This is a genomic window from Nocardia sp. NPDC057272, assembly GCF_042668615.1.
GTDB lineage: Bacteria > Actinomycetota > Actinomycetes > Mycobacteriales > Mycobacteriaceae > Nocardia.
Genome location: NZ_JBHUYK010000050.1, coordinates 1 through 18,746 on the forward strand (window position 1 = coordinate 1; position 18,746 = coordinate 18,746).

An 18,746-nucleotide genomic window follows, 5' to 3' on the forward strand; every position below is an offset into this window, starting at 1 on the left:
GAATCGCTCCTTCGTCGCATCTCCGCGGCGCCTAACCGGCGGCCCGGCCGCGGACCGGCCACTTCGTGGCCGTCCCTCCCTAGGGGTCGGGAGTGCGGTGGTTGGGTTGGGTGGGTTGTTGAAGAGGGGGACGCGCTGGGTGTGCGCGCTGTGAGTTGTTGGAGAGGGAGATGGGGCCGGGTAGACCGTGTGGTTGGGAGTGCGGTCGGGGGCACGTCTCGGTTGATCAGGTGGTGATGGCGGTGTGTCTGGCGAAGGCGGCTTCGGCGGCGGGGACGGCGGATTCGCGGTCGGTGGGGACCAGGCCGATGCGGGTGCGGCGATCCAACAGGTCGTCGACGGTGAGGGCGGCCTCGTGGGTGATGGCGAAGTCGAATTCGGCTGCGGTGACGTCGATTCCGGGGGCGACCGGTTCGGCGAGGGTGGGATCGGCCAGCCAGGCCGACACGATCTGGCTCGCCTCGCTGCCGTAGCGCTCGATGAGGACCGGGGGCGCGTCGATCCGGTCGCGGGCGGCACCGGCGACCGCGCCGACCAGGGGGATCCGGGTGGTGCGGCAAGGGGCGGCCGTGAGCGCGGATTGGGCGACCGCGGCGTCGACGGCGTCCTGGGCCATCTGGCGGTAGGTGGTGAGCTTGCCGCCGACGACCGTGATCAGGCCGTCGGGAGCAGTGAGGACCGCGTGTTCGCGGGAGATGTCGGCGGTGCTGTCGTCGGCGGTCTTCAGCAGCGGGCGCAGGCCGGCGAAACGGCCCCGGATATCGGCGCGGGTCAGCGGTTCGCGCAGCGCGGTGTTGATGGTGTCGAGCAGGAAGTCGATCTCGGCCTCGGTGGGCTGTGGCTCGTCGGGGATCGGGCCCGGCGCGTCCTCGTCGGTGAGACCGAGGTAGACGCGGCCGTGCGCGGCGGGCAGTGCGAAGACGAACCGGCTGATGCTGCCCGGTACCGGCACCGTCAGCGCGGCGCTGAGGCCACCGAACGCCGCGGCGTCGAAGACGAGGTGGGTGCCGCGGCTGGGCCGCAGTTCGATGCTGTGGTCCACTTCGCCCGCCCAGACGCCGGTCGCGTTCACGACCGCCCGTGCTCGGACCGACAAGGTGTCGCCGGTGAGAGTGTCACGCAGCTGGACCGAATCACCCTTCGCGGCAACGGCCTCCATGCGTGTGAGCACCGTCGCGCCGTGCGCGGCCGCCGTGCGAGCCAGCGCGACGACCAAGCGGGCGTCGTCGACGAGTTGACCGTCCCAGGCCTGCAATCCACCGCGCAGCCCGTCGCGCCGCACGGTCGGGGCCAAGCGCAGGGCCTCGGCGGCGGCCACCCGGCGCGAGCGCGGCAACGTGTCGACCGAGGTGTGCGCGGCGATCCGGAGCGCGTCACCGGCGGCGAAGCCCGCGCGGATGAGTGAGCTCTGGCCCAGCTTGATGCCGGGCAGCAAGGGAACGAGCTGGGGGAGTGGGCGCACCAGATGTGGTGCGGTGGTGCGCAGCAGGATGCCGCGTTCGACCGCGCTCTCGTGCGCGATCCCGACCCGTCCGCTCGCCAGATACCGCAGCCCCCCGTGCACCAGCTTCGAACTCCAGCGGCTGGTGCCGAAGGCGAAGTCGTTGCGCTCTACCAGGATTGTGCGCAGTCCGCGCGCGGCGGCGTCGAGGGCGACGCCGGTTCCGGTCACACCGGCGCCGATCACCACCACGTCGACCTCGGGGTTCTCGCCCAGTGCGGTGAGGTCGGTGGCGCGGCGCGCCGCGTTGAGGGTGGCACCGGAAGCGGGGAAGTCAGCAGGCATCAGGAGTCCTTATCGGGTAGCGGGAGCAGGTAACCCTCGATAGCCCTGGACAATTCGGCGTCGAACTCCGCACCGGCCAGCAACGACTCCACCGTGCCCGCCGACTGCACCGCCGACTGGGTGATGAGCAGCAGCATGGTGGCCATGTGCTCGGCATCACCCGCCCGGATCGACCCGTCTCGGTGCCCGAGCTCGATCACGGTCGCGAACAGCCCGATCAGCGTGCGCTGATTGCGGCCGAGCCGGCCGAACACATAGGTGAGCATCAGGTCGGTGTCGGTGCGGAAGATCTTGGCGAACACCGCGTTCGACCGAATCGCCGCCGAGCCCGTCACGATGCCGTGGACCAGCCGATCCCGGCCGAGGCCGGTGTCGGGCATGGTCTCGGCGACGATCGTGCGCAGTTCACGCACCAGCAGCTCGGCGATCAGCGATCCGGTGTCGGGCCAGCGGCGATAGACCGTCGGCCTGCTCACCCCGGCCCGCCGCGCCACCTCGGTGAGCGTGGTTCGGCGAACACCGAAGTCGACGACGCAGGCCCGCGTGGCATCGAGAATCGCCACGTCGGTGGGCGAAAGCTGGTCAGCGTGGGTCGCGAGATCGATCATCGTGCTTCACCGCCGGTGTGTTCGGTGGCGCCGGGACAGCAGCGCCGTGGTCGGGCTGGAACCGCCCAAGGGTATCGAGCGGACCAGCGGGGTTGCCGTCGCGAAGGGTCGGTAGTGACATCCGACAGCGGTACGGATGTCGACTCTGGGACATATCGTTGGTTACTGCTTGACACTATATGTCATTATGTAACGCATGGTCGAGACGCAACACGAACAAACCGGGTCCGCCACCGTGGCACCGAGCATGGTGTGGGACGCCTGGGGCGTAGCCGCCGGTCATCAGCCGCTGTCGGCGCAGATCCGTGGCCTGCTCGCGCAGGTGTTCGGGATCTCGGGCGAGCCGGTCGTGCGCCGCGACGAGAACGATGTGCCGCTGATCCCCACCACGCTCACGGACGCCGATCGGGCGGGCCTGGCGGCGATCGTCGGTGACGAACATCTCACTACCGCCGATCTCGACCGGCTGCGGCACGCGGGCGGCAAGAGCACCCCCGACCTGCTGCGCCGACGCGCGAACACACCGCAGGACGCCCCCGACGCCGTCGTCTTCCCCGCCGATCACCCGCAGGTCCTCGCGCTGCTGGAGTACTGCGCCGAACACGGCGTCGCCGTCGTGCCGTTCGGTGGCGGAACCAGCGTGGTCGGTGGTGTCGATCCCGTACGCGGGCAGTTCGGCACCGTGATCGCGCTCGATCTGCGCAGGCTCGACACACTCACCGCGGTGGATCCGGCCAGCGGCACCGCCACCCTCGGCGCCGGGCTCACCGGCCCGCAGGCCGAGGAGTTGCTCGGTGCGCACGGGCTTTCGCTCGGGCACTTTCCGCAGAGTTTCGAATTCGCCAGCATCGGCGGGTTCGCCGCGACCAGGTCGTCGGGGCAGGCGTCGGCGGGCTACGGCCGGTTCGACGACATGGTCGAGCGCCTGGTGATCGCCACCCCGCAGGGCACCCTCGACCTCGGTCGCGCTCCCGCGTCGGCGGCCGGACCCGACTTGCGCGAGTTGTTCGTCGGATCCGAAGGCGCGCTCGGCATCATCACCTCGGTCACCTTGCGGGTGCACCCCGTGCCGGAAACCGTGGGTTACCAAGCCTGGTCGTTCCCCGACTTCGCCACCGGCGCCGCCGCGCTGCGCAGTGTGGTGCAGGCCGGCGCCGCGCCGACGGTGATGCGGCTGTCCGACGAGGCCGAAACGGGTCTGAATCTGGCTCGCTCCGCCGACGTCGGCGGCAATCCGGTATCGGGCTGTCTCGCCATCACCACCTTCGAAGGCAGCCGGGCCCATGTCGCGGCCCGATCGGCCGAGGCGAGCGAGCTGCTCGCCGCCGCGGGCGGCACCGCACTCGGCGAGGCGCCCGCCCAGCAGTGGGAGCACGGCCGGTTCGCCGCGCCCTACATGCGCGACGCGCTACTCGATGTCGGCGTGCTGTGCGAGACGCTCGAAACCGCCACCAGCTGGGCCAATCTGGCGAACCTCAAGGTGAAGGTCACCGGCGCGCTGATGGACGCGCTCGGTGCGCAGGGCACCCCCGCGCTGGTCATGTGCCACATCTCGCACACCTATCCGACCGGGGCGTCGCTGTACTTCACCGTCGTCGCCAAGCAGCTCGACGATCCGATCGCGCAGTGGCGCATCGCCAAATCCGCCGCGAGCGACGCGATGGTCGCCGCGGGCGGCACCATCACCCACCACCACGCCGTGGGCGCCGACCACCGGCCGTGGATGGGCGCCGAAATCGGTGACCTGGGGGTTCGGGTGTTGCGTGCGGTGAAGCGCGAACTCGACCCCACCGGAGTGCTCAACCCTGGGAAGCTGGTGCCGTGAGCGAACATTCGATGCGGCGCGTCGTCGTTGTCACGAACCCGCATTCCGGGTCGGGCCGGGGCGACGACGTCGCCGAGGCGGTGCTGGCCCAACTACGGGCGCGCGGTGTCGAGGTGGTCGAGGTGCGAGCCCCGAGCGCGGACGAGTCGGTGACACAGGTCAGGACGCTCGTCGCCGACGAGGACCGGCCGGATGCGGTGATCTGCGTCGGCGGTGACGGGCTGATGAACGTGCTGCTGGCCGCTGTCGCACACAGCGGGGTGCCGCTCGGGCTGGTGCCCGCGGGTACCGGCAACGACCTGGCGCGCGAATTCGGGATACCGACCGGTGACCCCCGGGCCGCCGTCGAGATCGTGCTGGGCGGTCGAGCCCGGACCATCGATCTGGGGCGGATCGAATCGGCGGACGCCGCACCCACCTGGTTCGCGACTGTGGTCGGCACCGGCTTCGACGCGCGAGTCACCCTGCGCGCCAACAAGATGCGCTACCCCCGTGGCCCGCTGCGCTACACCGCTGCCGCGATCGTCGAACTGATGCGTGGCTACACCCTGCCGTTCCGGATCGAGCTGTCCGGCCTGGCGCCCGGTGCGCTCGACAATCCGCCCGACTCCCATGTGGTGATCCTGACCGACGCGGTGATGGCGCCGATCGGCAACACCCGCACCTACGGCGGCGGCATGCTGGTGTGTCCGGAAGCACTCGCCGATGACGGGTACCTCGACATCACGGTGGTCGGCGCGGTGTCGCGGCTGGAGATGGCACGGCTGCTGCCCGCGTTGTCGGCGGGCAAACGGATCGACCACCCGGCGACCAAGCGTTACCGGGCCCGCCGGATCACCGTCGGTGCCGAGGGCGGATACGCCACGGCCGATGGTGAGCCCGCGGGAATGTTGCCGGTGACGGTGCAGGCGATGCCGGGCGCGTTGAGCGTGCTGGTTCCCTGATCAAGCCGGGTCGAAGGCGATCCGGGACACCGCGTGCAGCGTCGGACGATCGATGATCACCACCGAGGTCGAGGACAGAGGTTGCGGGTCCGGCGCGAGGGTGGTGCCGCGGGCTCCGAGGGAATCCAGCATCGTTTCCCAGCGTCGGCAGTGTCCCGTGAAGGCCAGGCTGTTGACGCTTCTGCCTCGACTGATCTGACCCGATCTGGCCTGCTCCGCGGGCACATCGATGAGCACCATGTGCAGTTCGCGGCGGCCCTGCGCGGTCCAGCGGGCGATCAGGCAACGGCTCCAGCGGAAGGTCGCGCAGTCGTGGATGGCGACGGGTCCGTCGCTGGCGCGGACCGCGTCGCGGATCGCGCGGTAGTGCGCGAGGTGGACCAGCGGGCGCCACAGGGAATACGGCGCCCAGCCCAAGCGGTGACGCAGGCGATTGCGGGTGTGATTCGAGTCGAGGACGAGGGCGCCGGACGCGGTCCGCACCGGCTGCTCGGCATCGGGTCCCGAGCCGAAGAAGCGGTGGAGCGCGGTGGACTTTCCCGCGCCGGGAACACCGGCGAAGACCAGAACCGTGCTGCTCGGGTAGCGCAGTTCTTCGACCGCGCTCGCGCGCAGGTCCAGCAGGGCGATCGGGGTGATGATCCTCGGTGCCGACGCGGGAACGGGAGACGAGGAATCGAGCGGGGGCGTCACCCTCTCCAGGGTCCGGTAAAACGGACAAAACGGCAATCGGGGGTTGCCCGGATATTTCGGCTGGAGGCTTGGGAGACAACGGTTTCCGCGTGTCGTCGTGGCGCGTCACAGGCCGTGCTGACCAGCGCCGGGTAGAAGCTGAGAATTCCATATGGATTCTGCTGAGTGGGGTCGATCGCCGGTAGTATCAGAGCTGTAGACGGAGTCTTCGGTGTCCCTCATCCACCGAAGATTCCGTCTTTTTTTGTGCTCGGGTAGGCGGGGAAAAAGCTCGTTGCCGCTCCCCTTAGGATTGGGACGTGACCAGCGCAGCCCCTGACAACTCGCGTAATCGTGCCGATGCCCTGCCCAAGAGCTGGAACCCCGGCGAGGTAGAGGCCGACCTGTACGAGGGCTGGGTCAACGCCGGGTACTTCGCCGCCGACGCCGCCTCGGACAAGCCGCCGTACTCGATCGTGCTGCCGCCGCCCAACGTCACCGGCACTCTGCACATGGGCCACGCGCTCGACCACACGATCATGGACCTGCTCACCCGCCGCAAGCGGATGCAGGGCTACGAGGTGCTGTGGCTGCCGGGCATGGACCACGCCGGTATCGCCACGCAGACGGTGGTGGAGAAGCAGCTCGCCGTCGACGGGAAGTCCAAGGAGGACTTCGGGCGTGAGCTGTTCATCGACAAGGTGTGGGACTGGAAGCGCGAATCCGGCGGGCAGATCCAGGGGCAGATGCGTCGCCTCGGCGACGGCGTCGACTGGAGCCGCGACCGCTTCACCATGGACGACGGTCTCTCGCGCGCCGTGCAGACGATCTTCAAGCGGCTCTACGACTCGGGTCTGATCTACCGCGCCGAGCGCCTGGTGAACTGGTCGCCGGTGCTGCAGACCGGCATCTCCGACCTCGAGGTCGACCACAAGGAGGTCGACGGCGAGCTCGTGAGCATGCGGTTCGGCTCACTGAACGACGACGAACCGCACGTGATCGTCGCCACCACCCGCGTCGAGACGATGCTCGGTGACACCGCCGTCGCGGTCCATCCGGACGACGAGCGGTACAAGGCGCTGATCGGCACCACGCTGTATCACCCGATCACCGGCCGTCAGATCCCGATCGTCGCCGACGACTACGTCGACCCCGAGTTCGGTTCCGGCGCAGTGAAGATCACCCCGGCGCACGACCCCAACGACTTCGAGCTCGGCCTGCGCCACGGCCTGCCGATGCCGACGATCATGGACAAGACCGGCCGGATCGCCGACAGCGGAACCGAATTCGACGGCATGGACCGCTTCGAGGCCCGCGTGAAGATCCGCGAGCGTCTCGAGGCCGAAGGTCGCATCGTCGGTCGCAAGTTCCCCTACAAGCATCAGGTCGGTCACTCGGAGCGCTCCGGCGAGCCCATCGAGCCGCGCCTGTCGATGCAGTGGTGGGTCAAGGTCGACACACTGGCCAAGGCCGCGGGCGACGCCGTGCGCGAAGGCGATGTGAAGATCCACCCGGCCAGCCAGGAACCGCGCTGGTTCGACTGGGTCGACAACATGCACGACTGGTGCATCTCGCGGCAGCTGTGGTGGGGCCACCGCATCCCGATCTGGTACGGCCCCGAAGGCGAGGTCGTGTGCCTGGGCCCCGGCGAGGAAGCGCCCGAGGGCTGGGTGCAGGACCCCGACGTGCTCGACACCTGGTTCTCCTCGGGTCTGTGGCCGTTCTCCACGATGGGCTGGCCCGACTCGACTCCGGAGCTGTCGAAGTTCTATCCGACCAGCGTCCTCGTCACCGGGTACGACATCCTGTTCTTCTGGGTGGCCCGGATGATGATGTTCGGCATGTACGTGAGCGACGATCCGGTGCTCACCGCGGGTAAGGGCGGCCAGAAGCAGGTCCCGTTCGAAGACGTGTTCCTGCATGGCCTGATCCGCGACCAGCACGGCAAGAAGATGTCGAAGTCGCGCGGCAACGGCATCGACCCGCTCGACTGGATCAACTCCTACGGCGCCGACGCGCTGCGCTTCACCCTGGCCCGCGGCGCTCAGCCCGGCGGCGATCTGTCCGTCGGCGACGCGCACGCGCTGGCCTCGCGCAGCTTCGTCACCAAGCTGTTCAACGCCACCAAGTTCGCCCTGATGAACGGTGCGCGCACCGGTGAGCTGCCCCCGCGCGAGACCCTCACCGACGCCGACCGCTGGATCGTCGACCGGCTCGAGGCGGTCCGCGCCGAGGTCGACACCGCCTTCGACGCCTACGAATTCGGCAAGGCCTGCGAGGCGCTCTACCACTTCGCGTGGGACGAGCTGTGCGACTGGTACCTGGAGCTGTCCAAGGTGCAGTTCGCCGAATCCGACGCGCGCGCCGAGAGCACCGCGGTGGTGCTCGGCAGTGTGCTCGACGCGGTGCTGCGCCTGCTGCACCCGGTGATCCCGTTCGTCACCGAGACCCTGTGGAAGGCGCTCACCGGTGGCGAATCGGTGGTGATCGCCGCGTGGCCCCAGGCCAGTGGCGTCGCGACCGACGAACTCGCCGCGCAGCGAGTGGCCGATACGCAGCGGTTGATCACCGAGATCCGCCGGTTCCGCGGCGATCAGGGCTTGGCCGACAAGCAGAAGGTGAAGGCCACTCTCGTCGGGATCGAAGAGATCGGGCTCGGCGGGTTCGCCGACTCGGTGGCCAACCTGGCCCGGCTCACCGAACCGGGCGAGGACTTCGCCACCACCGCCGAGGTGGAGGTGCGGCTGTCCGGCGGCACCGTCACCGTGCAACTCGACACCTCCGGCGCGATCGACCTCGACGCCGAGCGTCGCCGGCTGGAGAAGGATCTCGCGGCCGCGCAGAAGGACCTCGACACCACCACGGCCAAGCTCGGCAACGAGGCCTTCCTGGCCAAGGCGCCGCAGCCGGTCGTCGACAAGATCACCGGTCGACGTGATGTGGCCGCGGCCGAAGTCACGCGCATCGGCGCCCGTCTGGCGGAGCTGAGCGCCAAGTGAGCGACCTGGGCCCCGGTGACCTCGACCCCGAAGACGCCGACTTCGGTGGCAGCGACTACAGCGCGGCCCAGCTCAGCACCGGGCCGTCGCCGGTCGACCTCGCCGAGATGGCGCTGGTCGAGGCCGAGCTCGACAAGCGCTGGCCCGAAACCAAGATCGAACCCTCGCTCACCAGGATCGCCACCCTGATGGATCTGCTGGGTAACCCGCAGAACAACTATCCGGCGATCCATGTCGCGGGCACCAACGGCAAGACCTCGGTGACCCGGATGATCGACGCCCTGCTCACCGCCCTGCATCGGCGCACCGGCCGGATCACCAGCCCGCACCTGCAGCTGGCGACCGAGCGGATCAGCATCGACAACGCGCCGATCTCCCCGGCCGGCTATGTGGCGACCTACCACGAGCTGGCGCCCTATATCGGCATGATCGACCAGCGTTCCGCCGAATCCGACGGCCCGGCGATGAGCAAGTTCGAGGTGCTCACCGGCATGGCCTACGCCGCGTTCGCCGAGGCGCCGGTCGACGTGGCCGTCGTGGAAACCGGGATGGGTGGCACCTGGGACGCCACCAATGTGATCCACGCGCAGGTCGCGGTGATCACCCCGATCGGCCTCGACCACACCGAGTACCTGGGCCCGGATCTCGAGTCGATCGCCAAGGAGAAGGCCGGGATCATCAAGCGCGCACCCGAGGCGCTGATCCCGACCGACACCGTCGCAGTGATCGCCGAGCAGGAGCCCGAGGTGATGGACGTGCTGCTGCGCCGAGCCGTCGCCGAAGACGCCGCGGTGGCCCGCGAGGGCGCGGAGTTCCGGGTGCTGGAACGGGGCGTCGCCGTCGGTGGACAGCTGCTCACCCTCCAGGGGCTCGGCGGTGTCTACGACGAGATCTTCCTGCCGCTGCACGGCGAGCACCAGGCCCGCAACGCGGCGCTGGCGCTGGCCGCGGTGGAGGCGTTCTTCGGGGCGGGCGCGGATCGTCAGCTCGATATCGAGGCCGTGCGCGCCGGTTTCGCGACGGTGGCCAGCCCGGGGCGGATGGAACGGATGCGCAACGCGCCGACCATCTTCGTCGACGCTGCCCACAACCCGGCGGGTGCGCAGGCGCTGGCCGCGACGCTCACCGGCGAGTTCGACTTCCGCAAGCTGGTCGGGGTGGTCGCGGTGCTCGCCGACAAGGACGCGGCCGGGATCCTCGACGCGCTCGAACCGGTCTTCGACGAAATCGTCGTCACCAGCAACGGCTCCCCGCGGGCCATGGACGTGGACTCGCTGGCCGACCTGGCCGTGCAGCGGTTCGGCGATGAACGCGTGATCACCGCCGAGACCCTGCCCGACGCGCTGGAGTCGGCGATCGCGCTGGCCGAGCAGGCGGGCGACGAGGGCGACGTGATCTCCGGTGCAGGCGTGGTGGTCACCGGATCGGTCGTCACCGCGGGCGCGGCGCGCGCCCTGTTCGGAAAGGCTCCGGCGTGAGTAAAGAAGAAGTGCCTCCTCCCGCCAACGATCCGTGGAAGGGTCTGCGCGGCGTCATGGCGGGGACGTTGATCCTCGAGGCGATCGTGGTGTTGCTGGCTTTGCCGGTGGTCGCCGACGTGGGCGGCGGTGTCACGTTGTTCTCCGGAACCTATCTCGTGGTGCTCTCGCTGCTGATGATCCTGGGCGCGGGTGTACAGCGGAAGCCGTGGGCGATCCCGTTCAACCTGGGCCTGCAGGTGTTGCTGCTCGCGGGTGCCTTCATCCACCTCTCGATCGGCGTGATCGCGGTGGTGTTCATCGCGGTCTGGGCGTTCATCCTCGTCCTGCGCTCGGATGTCCAGCGCCGAATGGACGCGGGACTGCTCCCCAGCCAGCGAATGGGCACCAAGTCCTGACCGCTCGAGGGCCCGATCGGCGTGCTGACACAGCCGGCGCTAGGGTTAGCCCGTGACTGAGCAGACGTTGGTACTCATCAAGCCGGACGGTGTCTCCCGAGGCCTCACCGGCGAGATCCTCGCGCGCATCGAGCGCAAGGGCCTCACTTTCCAGGCGCTGGAGCTGAAGAACGTGTCCGCGGAACTCGCGGCTGAGCACTACGCCGAACATGCCGAGCGGCCCTTCTTCGGCTCGCTCATCGAATTCATCACCTCCGGCCCGGTCGTCGCGGCCGTGCTCGAAGGCCCGCGCGCGATCGCGGCGTTCCGTCAGCTCGCCGGTGGCACCGACCCGGTAGAGAAGGCCGTGCCCGGCACCATCCGCGGCGACTTCGGCCTGGAGACCCAGTTCAACCTGGTCCACGGATCCGACTCGCCCGAGTCCGCCAAGCGCGAGATCGCCCTCTGGTTCCCCGAATTTCCCGCCTGACCCGCAGCGGTCGGTAGTGCAGCAAAGGTAGAAGGACACCCGGTCAGGCGGTATCGAACTCCGCTCGGCCGGGGTGCCCTCGCTTGCCGGATCCACCGGGTGATACCACGGCCGTGAGCGGGGCGGAGTTCGCGTGAGTTGCGCCGATGGCGCTCCCCGCGCGAACCGTATGGGATACTGATTACGGATGTGTTCGACGCCGACCTGTCGCGCAGGTACGTGACGCGGGGTCGGACATGACCGGATGACACCGCGGTTGATGCCGATCATCGCTGCCACGGACGGCCCTGTTGCTGGGGTTGCCCGCGCAGGCACGCTGGATGAGCGCTCGAAAGCGCGGTGCCACGCCGTACAGCCAGGCGCCGTGTGACCGGTTGGCGCGCCAGACGATCGATCAAGGTGCGACCGGACACGCGGGGCGAGACCAGATGACCCTCGTACCATCGGGTACGAGGTGCACGGACGATGCCCCCGCGTCGGCCGCGTCACTCCCGTACCGGGGAAGGACGCGCCCGGGGGCCCGAGGAGACTTCGTGGCCGAAAAAGAGCCGCTGGACACAACACAACAGGATGCCGATCAATTGCCGGAGCGAATTCGAGTTCATGCACTGGCCAAACGGTTGGGAGTGACCAGCAAACGCATCCTGGCCAAACTGGCCGAGCTGGGCGCCGAGGCGCGCAGCGTTCAATCCAATGTCGACCGTTCGGTCGCCGAAACGGTGCGCGACGCGATCGCCGCCGCTGACGCCGAACCCGGCGCCCCCGACGAAGCACCAGCACCGACTACGCGCGCGAAGAAGCGCGCCGCGTCCACACCCGTCGCCGAGCAGCCGGCCGACACCTCAGCGGCGCCCGCGTCGCTGTTCTCCGCGCCGCACGTCGCGCGCACCGACGAGGTGTTCGCCGCGATGCGCGACGACGCGCACACCGATCTGTTCACCCACCGGGTGTCCGAGAACCCCGCGCAGGCCGAGCCGGTCACCTTCGAGGCGCCCGCCTCGGTGGGCATGCCGCTGTTCCTCCCGCCGGATGCCACCGCCGCCGAGGAGGCCCGCAAGCGCCGTCGCGCCGAGCGGACCCCCAAGAAGACCGAAGAGCCCGCCGCACCGCCGGTCGACGAGCAGCCCGCCGCGCCGAAGGCCGAGGAGCCCGAAGTCGAGGTCGACGACGAGTCCGCCGATCAGTCCGGTGACAACGACGCCGACGGCCAGCCGCGCCGCCGTCGCCGTGGCCGCCGTGGCCGTGGTCGCGGTCGTGGCGAGCAGTCCGCCGACGGTGAGGACAACGAGTCCGACACCGATGACGACGACACCGACGAGGCCGAGCAGCCGGCCGAGCAGGTCGGCGCCGAGGCCGAACAGGCCGAGGACACCGAATCCGAGACCGATGACGAAGACGGATCCTCCGATGGCGCGAGCCGTCGTCGCCGTCGTCGTCGCCGTCGCAAGGTCGGTGGTGAGTCCGGCGACGCCGAGGCGGCCACCGAAGACGATCCGCCGAACACCGTCGTGCACGAGCGTGAGCCCCGCAACAAGCGTCGCGAACGTTCCAGTGCGAGCAACCCCGACGAAGTGCAGGGCATCTCCGGCTCCACCCGGCTGGAAGCGAAGCGTCAGCGTCGCCGTGACGGCAGGGAAGCCGGGCGTCGTCGTCCGCCGATCCTGACCGAGTCGGAGTTCCTGGCCCGCCGCGAAGCGGTCGACCGGGTGATGGTCGTGCGCGAGAAGGCGTTCGACCCCGCCGAGCACGCGCCCGGTCACCAGACCACCACCCAGGTGGCGGTCCTCGAGGACAACATCCTCGTCGAGCACTTCGTCACCAGTTCCGGTCAGGCGTCGATGGTGGGCAACGTCTACCTCGGCAAGGTCCAGAACGTGCTGCCCAGCATGGAAGCGGCGTTCATCGACATCGGCCGCGGCCGCAACGGTGTGCTCTACGCCGGTGAGGTGAACTGGGAAGCCGCTGGTCTCGGCGGTCGCGAGCGCAAGATCGAGCAGGCGCTCAAGCCCGGCGATCAGGTGCTGGTGCAGGTGTCCAAGGACCCGGTGGGTCACAAGGGCGCCCGTCTCACCACCCAGATCTCGCTCGCGGGTCGCTTCCTGGTGTACGTGCCCGGTGGCACTTCCACCGGGATCAGCCGCAAGCTGCCCGATACCGAGCGCAAGCGGCTCAAGGAGATCCTGCGCGAGATCGTCCCGTCCGACGCCGGGGTGATCATCCGGACCGCGTCCGAGGGTGTCAGCGAGCCCGAACTGGCTCGCGACGTCGAGCGGCTGCAGGCTGCCTGGCGCACCATCGAAGAGGCCGCCGCCAAGGAGACCAACGCACCGAAGGCCCTCTACGAAGAGCCCGACATGCTGGTCAAGGTCATCCGCGACCTGTTCAACGAGGACTTCGCCAAGCTGGTCATCGAAGGTGACCGCGCGTGGAGCACCGTCGAAACCTATGTCCGCACGGTGGCGCCCGATCTGCTGCCGCGGGTCAACCGGCACGAGAACAACGGTGTCGACGTGTTCGACGCCTTCCGGATCGACGAGCAGCTGGCCAAGGCGCTCGATCGCAAGGTGTGGCTGCCCTCGGGCGGCACCTTGGTGATCGACCGCACCGAGGCGATGACCGTCGTCGACGTCAACACCGGCAAGTTCACCGGTTCGGGCTCGTCGAACCTCGAAGAGACCGTCACCAAGAACAACCTGGAAGCGGCCGAGGAGATCGTGCGCCAGATGCGGCTGCGCGATATCGGCGGCATGATCGTCGTCGACTTCATCGACATGGTCCTCGAATCCAACCGTGACCTGGTGCTCCGTCGTCTCACCGAGGCGCTCGGGCGCGACCGCACCCGCCACCAGGTGTCGGAGGTCACCTCGCTGGGCCTGGTCCAGATGACCCGCAAGAAGCTGGGTACCGGACTGGTCGAGGCGTTCTCCACCACCTGTGAGCACTGCCACGGTCGCGGCATTCTCGTGCACTCCTACCCGGTGGATTCCGGGTCCGGGGTCGAGGAGCCGCGGTCGAAGGAGGGCGGTTCGCGTCGTCGTCGCGGTAAGGATCGCGACAAGCCCGCGGCCACCGCGGCGCCCGCGACCAACGGCACCGCACCGGCCGCCGAGCACGCCGAAGAGGACATCGCCGTCAAGCGGGCCCACCCGGTGGTACTCGCGATGGCAGGTCATCACGACGACGAGCACAGCGACGAGCACACCGAGGTCGTCGAGGAGGCGCCCGCCGAGCCCAGCAGGTCGCGGTCGCGTTCGCGGTCGCGCCGGTCGGGTCGTGGTGCCGCCGCGGCGAATACCGAGCAGAGCACCGAGGGTCCGCTCACCGGGGTCATCTCCGGTGAGGCCGAGCCCGAGGCCGTCGAGCCCGAGGTCGAGGAAGAGGCGGTGATCTCCGCCCCGGCCGAGACCGCCGCTGTGGTCGAGCCGCCGGTCGTCGAGACCCCGCAACCGGCTCCGGTCGCCGAGCCCGAACCGGCCGCCGCCGCCGAGGAACCCGCACCGCGGGCGCCTCGTAGGCGTCGCGTAGCCCGGTCGACGGCAGCGCCCGCACCGGACAGCGCGGGAGCCGTGTTCGTCCTGTCGGCGAACGAGCAGCCGCCCGCGGCGGCCGTCGTGGACTTCGCAGCGGAGCCCGTGGTCGTCCCGGAGCGCAAGCCGCGTCGTCGCGCCGTGGGTCGTCCCGCGGGCGCGCCGGCCGCCGAATCGAAGTAACCCGATGCTTGCGTGCGCGGATCGCTCCGCGCACGCAAGCCCTCGATTCGGCCCCTGACCGGCCGAATTGGGGGAGTGGATACCATTCTGGTAACCTAGGTCGGTCGCTGCCCAGTGATTGAGCATCCAGCCGAGCAGGCCGGGTGATACCGCAGGCAGCAAACGTTCTTCCCCCGCTCGTGCGGGGATGAGCCCAGGAATACGCGTCGCAGCTGCGCCGTGGACATGTGCAGGACCAATGTGAGTGGAGGAAGCCGACCGATGGCAGCGTACGCAATCGTCAAGACCGGCGGAAAGCAGTACAAGGTCGCGGTCGGTGACCTGGTGAAGGTCGAGAAGATCGAGGGCGCGGTCGGCACCGCCGTGGCGCTGACCCCGGTTCTCGTCGTCGACGGTACCGATCTGACCACCGACGCCGACAAGCTGGCCAAGATCTCCGTGGCCGCTGAGGTCATCGACCAGACCAAGGGCCCGAAGATCCGGATCCACAAGTTCAAGAACAAGACCGGCTACCACAAGCGCCAGGGTCACCGTCAGCCGCTGACGGTCATCAAGGTCACCGGCATCAAGTAAGAATTTTCCCGAGGAGACGAAGCAATGGCACATAAGAAGGGCGCATCCAGCTCCCGGAACGGCCGCGATTCGAACGCCCAGCGCCTCGGCGTGAAGCGTTTCGGCGGCCAGAAGGTCAGCGCGGGCGAGATCCTGGTCCGTCAGCGTGGAACTCACTTCCACCCGGGCGTGAACGTCGGCCGTGGTGGCGACGACACGCTGTTCGCCCTCGAGGCGGGCGCGGTCGAGTTCGGCACCAAGCGTGGCCGCAAGACCGTCAACATCGTCGTTCCGGAGCCGGTCCAGGCCTGACCGCCTGGAGCTTCGCTCCCCACAGACACCAGAGCGGGTCAGGGTTGATTCCCTGACCCGCTCTGTCGTGTTCTCCCTGCCCCTTACCGCAAACGACTAGTCAGAAGGAGGAGGATCAACCCATGTCCAAATTCATCGACCGCGTCGTGCTGCATGTTCGTGCCGGTAGAGGTGGACACGGTTGCGCCTCGGTGCATCGTGAGAAGTTCAAGCCGCTCGGTGGGCCGGACGGCGGCAACGGCGGCAGCGGTGGCGACGTGATCCTCGAGGTCGACGCCAACGTCCACACCCTGCTCGATTTCCATTTCCACCCCAACGCCAAGGCCGGCAACGGCAAGCCGGGCGAGGGCAGCAACCGAGAGGGCAAGAACGGCGCCGATCTGGTGCTGCAGGTCCCCGACGGAACGGTCGTCGTCGATGACGACGGCAAGGTGGTCTGCGACCTCGTCGGCGCGGGCAACCGGTTCATCATCGCCCGCGGTGGCCGCGGTGGCCTCGGCAACGCCTCGCTGGCGTCCAAGGCACGCAAGGCGCCCGGTTTCGCGCTGCTCGGTGAAGAGGGCGACGAGGTCGACGTCGTACTCGAGCTGAAGTCGGTCGCCGACGTCGGACTCGTCGGCTTCCCGTCCGCGGGCAAGTCGTCGCTGGTCTCGGTGCTGTCCGCGGCCAAGCCGAAGATCGCCGATTACCCGTTCACCACGCTGGTCCCCAACTTGGGCGTCGTGCTGTCCGGTGACACGACCTTCACCATCGCCGACGTGCCCGGCCTGATCCCCGGTGCCAGCGAAGGCCGCGGCCTCGGCCTGGACTTTCTGCGCCACATCGAACGCTGCGCGGTACTCGCCCACGTCGTCGACTGCGCGACCCTGGAACCCGGCCGCGACCCGGTCTCCGACGTCGATGCACTCGAGGCCGAGCTCGCTGCCTACAAGCCCGCCTTGTCGGGTGACGCCAGCCTCGGTGATCTGGCCGACCGCCCGCGCGTGGTCATCCTCAACAAGACCGACGTGCCCGATGCGGCCGAGCTGGCCGAAATGGTGTCCGCTGAGTTCGCCGAGCGTGGCTGGCCGGTGTTCGAGATCTCCGCTGTGAGCCGCGCGGGCCTGCGCCCGTTGACGTTCGCGCTGGCCGACATGGTTCGTCAGTATCGCGAGGATCACCCCAAGGCCGCGCCCAAGCGCACCATCATCCGCCCGATCGCGACCGACGAGACCGGTTTCAGCGTCATCGCCGACCCGGAGGAGGCGGGTGGTTTCATCGTGCGCGGCACTCGCCCCGAGCGCTGGATTCGCCAGACCGACTTCAACAACGACGAGGCCGTCGGCTATCTGGCCGACCGGTTGGCCCGCCTCGGCGTCGAAGCCGAGCTGGTCAAACAGGGTGCGCAGCCGGGCTGCCCGGTCACCATCGCCGGTGTGACCTTCGAATGGGAGCCGATGATCTCGGCGGGTGTCGATATGCAGCCGACCGGCCGCGGAACCGACCTCCGGCTCGAGACCAACGATCGTATCGGTGCGGCCGAGCGCAAGCTCGCCTCGCAGGCGCGGCGTGGTCTGCTCGACGAAAACGGCGAACGCAAAGAGTGAGGTGGGTCGCGCCCGGCGAAAATCGCTGTCGGGCGCGGCCATTGGATCGGCATACTGCGATGGTTGACGAGGTAGCTCGGTGATCGTGGTGCAGGGAGTTGAACGATGCAGGTGGGTTCGGAGCTGAGTCAGGGACGCGCGGCGATCGTGTCGGCGCGCACCGTGGTGGTGAAGATCGGCTCGTCGGCGTTGACCAGCCTCGAAGGTGGCCTCGACACTGCTCGCCTCGATCTGCTGGCCGACGCGGTCGAGGCGCGGATGCGGGCCGGTTCGGACGTGGTGGTCGTGTCCTCGGGCGCGATCGGCGCGGGGCTCGCTCCGCTCGGTCTGTCGAAACGGCCCAAGGACCTCGCGACCAAGCAGGCCGCGGCCAGCGTCGGACAGCTGGCTCTCGCCCACGCATGGGGCACGTCGTTCGCCCGCTATGACCGCACCGTCGGCCAGATCCTGCTCTCCGCCGACGATTTCGCCCGCCGTGAGCATCACCGCAACGCCCAGCGCACGCTGGACCGGTTGCGTTCGCTCGGCGCGATCGCGGTGGTGAACGAGAACGACACGGTCGCCACCGAGGAGATCCGCTTCGGCGACAACGACCGGCTCGCCGCCCTGGTGGCGCATCTGGTGGGTGCTGACGCTCTGATCCTGCTGTCGGACGTGGCCGGTCTCTACGATGGTGATCCGCGCAAGGGCGCCGCCAATTTCATTCCCGAGGTGCGCAGCAGCGCCGACCTCGACGGCGTCATCGCGGGTAGCGGTGGTGCGCTCGGGACCGGTGGCATGGCCTCCAAGCTCTCCGCTGCCCGTCTCGCGGCTGACGCGGGGATTCCCGTTCTGCTGGCCTCTGCCGCTGATGCATCGGTCGCCCTCACCAGTGGCACTGTGGGCACGGCGTTCGCTGCTCGGCCGATCCGGCTCTCTGGTCGTAAGTTCTGGGTTCGTCATGCCGCTGATCCGCGGGGTGCGGTTCTGCTCGATGCGGGGGCGGTTGATGCGGTGGCTCAGCGGCACTCGTTGTTGGCGGCGGGGATCACCGGTATTCGTGGTCGCTTCTTCGGGGGGGATGTGGTCGATCTGGTCAGTCCGGATGACGAGGTTGTCGCTCGGGGGGTTATCGAATATGACAGTGGTGAGCTCGTCTCGATGCTCGGCCGGTCTACGACTGATCTTCCGGACACTATGCAGCGTCCGGTGATTCATGCGGACGATCTGGTCAAGGTCTGAACGGAGACTTCGTTCTCGGTCGTGTGGTCGACAGGCGCGGGCCGGAAAGTGATGGCCTGGGTTTGGGTAGTCCCAGAACGGTGAACGCTGTGTTTGTTGGCGCGCTGGCGCGCGCGTGTCCGCGGCCCTGAGGGGCCGCCGGTCAGGCACCGGTGCTTGCTCCTTCGTCGCCTACGCACCGGCGCC

The 18,746-nt window shown here is 68.8% G+C and carries 14 protein-coding genes; 11 read left to right on the forward strand and 3 right to left on the reverse strand.

Features of this window, described 5'->3' with window-relative positions; translation table 11 throughout:
• Window positions 1-226: 226 nt before the first annotated feature.
• Window positions 227-1,786, reverse strand: a complete 1,560-nt coding sequence (locus ACFULV_RS34200; protein WP_378664121.1) for an FAD-dependent oxidoreductase — start codon at window positions 1,784-1,786, stop codon at window positions 227-229.
• Window positions 1,786-2,394 (reverse strand): TetR/AcrR family transcriptional regulator, encoded by a 609-nt coding sequence (locus tag ACFULV_RS34205; protein ID WP_378639422.1) that lies wholly within the window; start codon window positions 2,392-2,394, stop codon window positions 1,786-1,788. The genes ACFULV_RS34200 and ACFULV_RS34205 overlap by 1 nt, the downstream gene beginning before the upstream one ends.
• 196 nt (window positions 2,395-2,590) lie before the next feature.
• On the opposite strand from ACFULV_RS34205, the gene ACFULV_RS34210 reads away from it, so the two are divergent.
• Together ACFULV_RS34210 and ACFULV_RS34215 are read left to right on the forward strand one after the other, a co-directional pair.
• Window positions 2,591-4,219: an FAD-binding oxidoreductase gene (locus tag ACFULV_RS34210; RefSeq protein ID WP_378664124.1), complete on the forward strand. Its 1,629-nt coding sequence runs from the start codon at window positions 2,591-2,593 to the stop codon at window positions 4,217-4,219.
• Complete coding sequence (locus ACFULV_RS34215) at window positions 4,216-5,163, forward strand: YegS/Rv2252/BmrU family lipid kinase (RefSeq protein ID WP_378664127.1); 948 nt, start codon at window positions 4,216-4,218, stop codon at window positions 5,161-5,163. Before ACFULV_RS34210 ends, ACFULV_RS34215 begins: the two co-directional genes overlap by 4 nt.
• On the opposite strand, the gene ACFULV_RS34220 is transcribed toward ACFULV_RS34215, so the two are convergent.
• Window positions 5,164-5,856, reverse strand: coding sequence for an AAA family ATPase (locus tag ACFULV_RS34220; RefSeq protein WP_378664130.1), 693 nt, complete (start codon window positions 5,854-5,856; stop codon window positions 5,164-5,166). It abuts the gene before it with no gap.
• Window positions 5,857-6,155: 299 nt separating this feature from the next.
• Here ACFULV_RS34220 and ACFULV_RS34225 point away from each other — a divergent pair, with 299 nt between their 5' ends.
• From ACFULV_RS34225 to proB, 9 genes are all read left to right on the forward strand, one after another.
• Entirely contained in the window at window positions 6,156-8,834 is a 2,679-nt protein-coding gene (locus ACFULV_RS34225; protein WP_378664132.1) for a valine--tRNA ligase, read from the forward strand.
• A gap of 107 nt (window positions 8,835-8,941) precedes the next feature.
• On the forward strand, window positions 8,942-10,312 hold the full coding sequence (locus ACFULV_RS34230; RefSeq protein ID WP_378664140.1) for a bifunctional folylpolyglutamate synthase/dihydrofolate synthase: 1,371 nt from the start codon (window positions 8,942-8,944) through the stop codon (window positions 10,310-10,312).
• A gap of 56 nt (window positions 10,313-10,368) precedes the next feature.
• On the forward strand, window positions 10,369-10,710 hold the full coding sequence (locus tag ACFULV_RS34235; RefSeq protein ID WP_378664142.1) for a DUF4233 domain-containing protein: 342 nt from the start codon (window positions 10,369-10,371) through the stop codon (window positions 10,708-10,710).
• 52 nt (window positions 10,711-10,762) lie between these two features.
• Entirely contained in the window at window positions 10,763-11,179 is a 417-nt protein-coding gene (gene ndk / locus ACFULV_RS34240; RefSeq protein WP_266298471.1) for a nucleoside-diphosphate kinase, read from the forward strand.
• Window positions 11,180-11,712: 533 nt separating this feature from the next.
• Window positions 11,713-14,889 carry a translation initiation factor IF-2 N-terminal domain-containing protein gene (locus ACFULV_RS34245; protein WP_378664134.1) on the forward strand — a complete coding sequence of 1,059 codons (3,177 nt, stop codon included), beginning with the start codon at window positions 11,713-11,715 and terminating at the stop codon, window positions 14,887-14,889.
• A 261-nt stretch (window positions 14,890-15,150) separates the two neighbouring features.
• Complete coding sequence (rplU, locus tag ACFULV_RS34250; RefSeq protein ID WP_067456085.1) at window positions 15,151-15,462, forward strand: 50S ribosomal protein L21; 312 nt, start codon at window positions 15,151-15,153, stop codon at window positions 15,460-15,462.
• A 24-nt stretch (window positions 15,463-15,486) separates the two neighbouring features.
• The gene (rpmA, locus tag ACFULV_RS34255; protein WP_056821498.1) at window positions 15,487-15,753 is read left to right on the forward strand and encodes a 50S ribosomal protein L27; all 267 of its coding nucleotides are present in this window, start codon (window positions 15,487-15,489) and stop codon (window positions 15,751-15,753) included.
• Between the two features lie 122 nt (window positions 15,754-15,875).
• On the forward strand, window positions 15,876-17,339 hold the full coding sequence (gene obgE / locus ACFULV_RS34260; RefSeq protein ID WP_062985264.1) for a GTPase ObgE: 1,464 nt from the start codon (window positions 15,876-15,878) through the stop codon (window positions 17,337-17,339).
• A 105-nt stretch (window positions 17,340-17,444) separates the two neighbouring features.
• Window positions 17,445-18,560, forward strand: coding sequence for a glutamate 5-kinase (gene proB / locus ACFULV_RS34265; RefSeq protein ID WP_378664137.1), 1,116 nt, complete (start codon window positions 17,445-17,447; stop codon window positions 18,558-18,560).
• The last annotated feature ends 186 nt before the right edge of the window (window positions 18,561-18,746 follow it).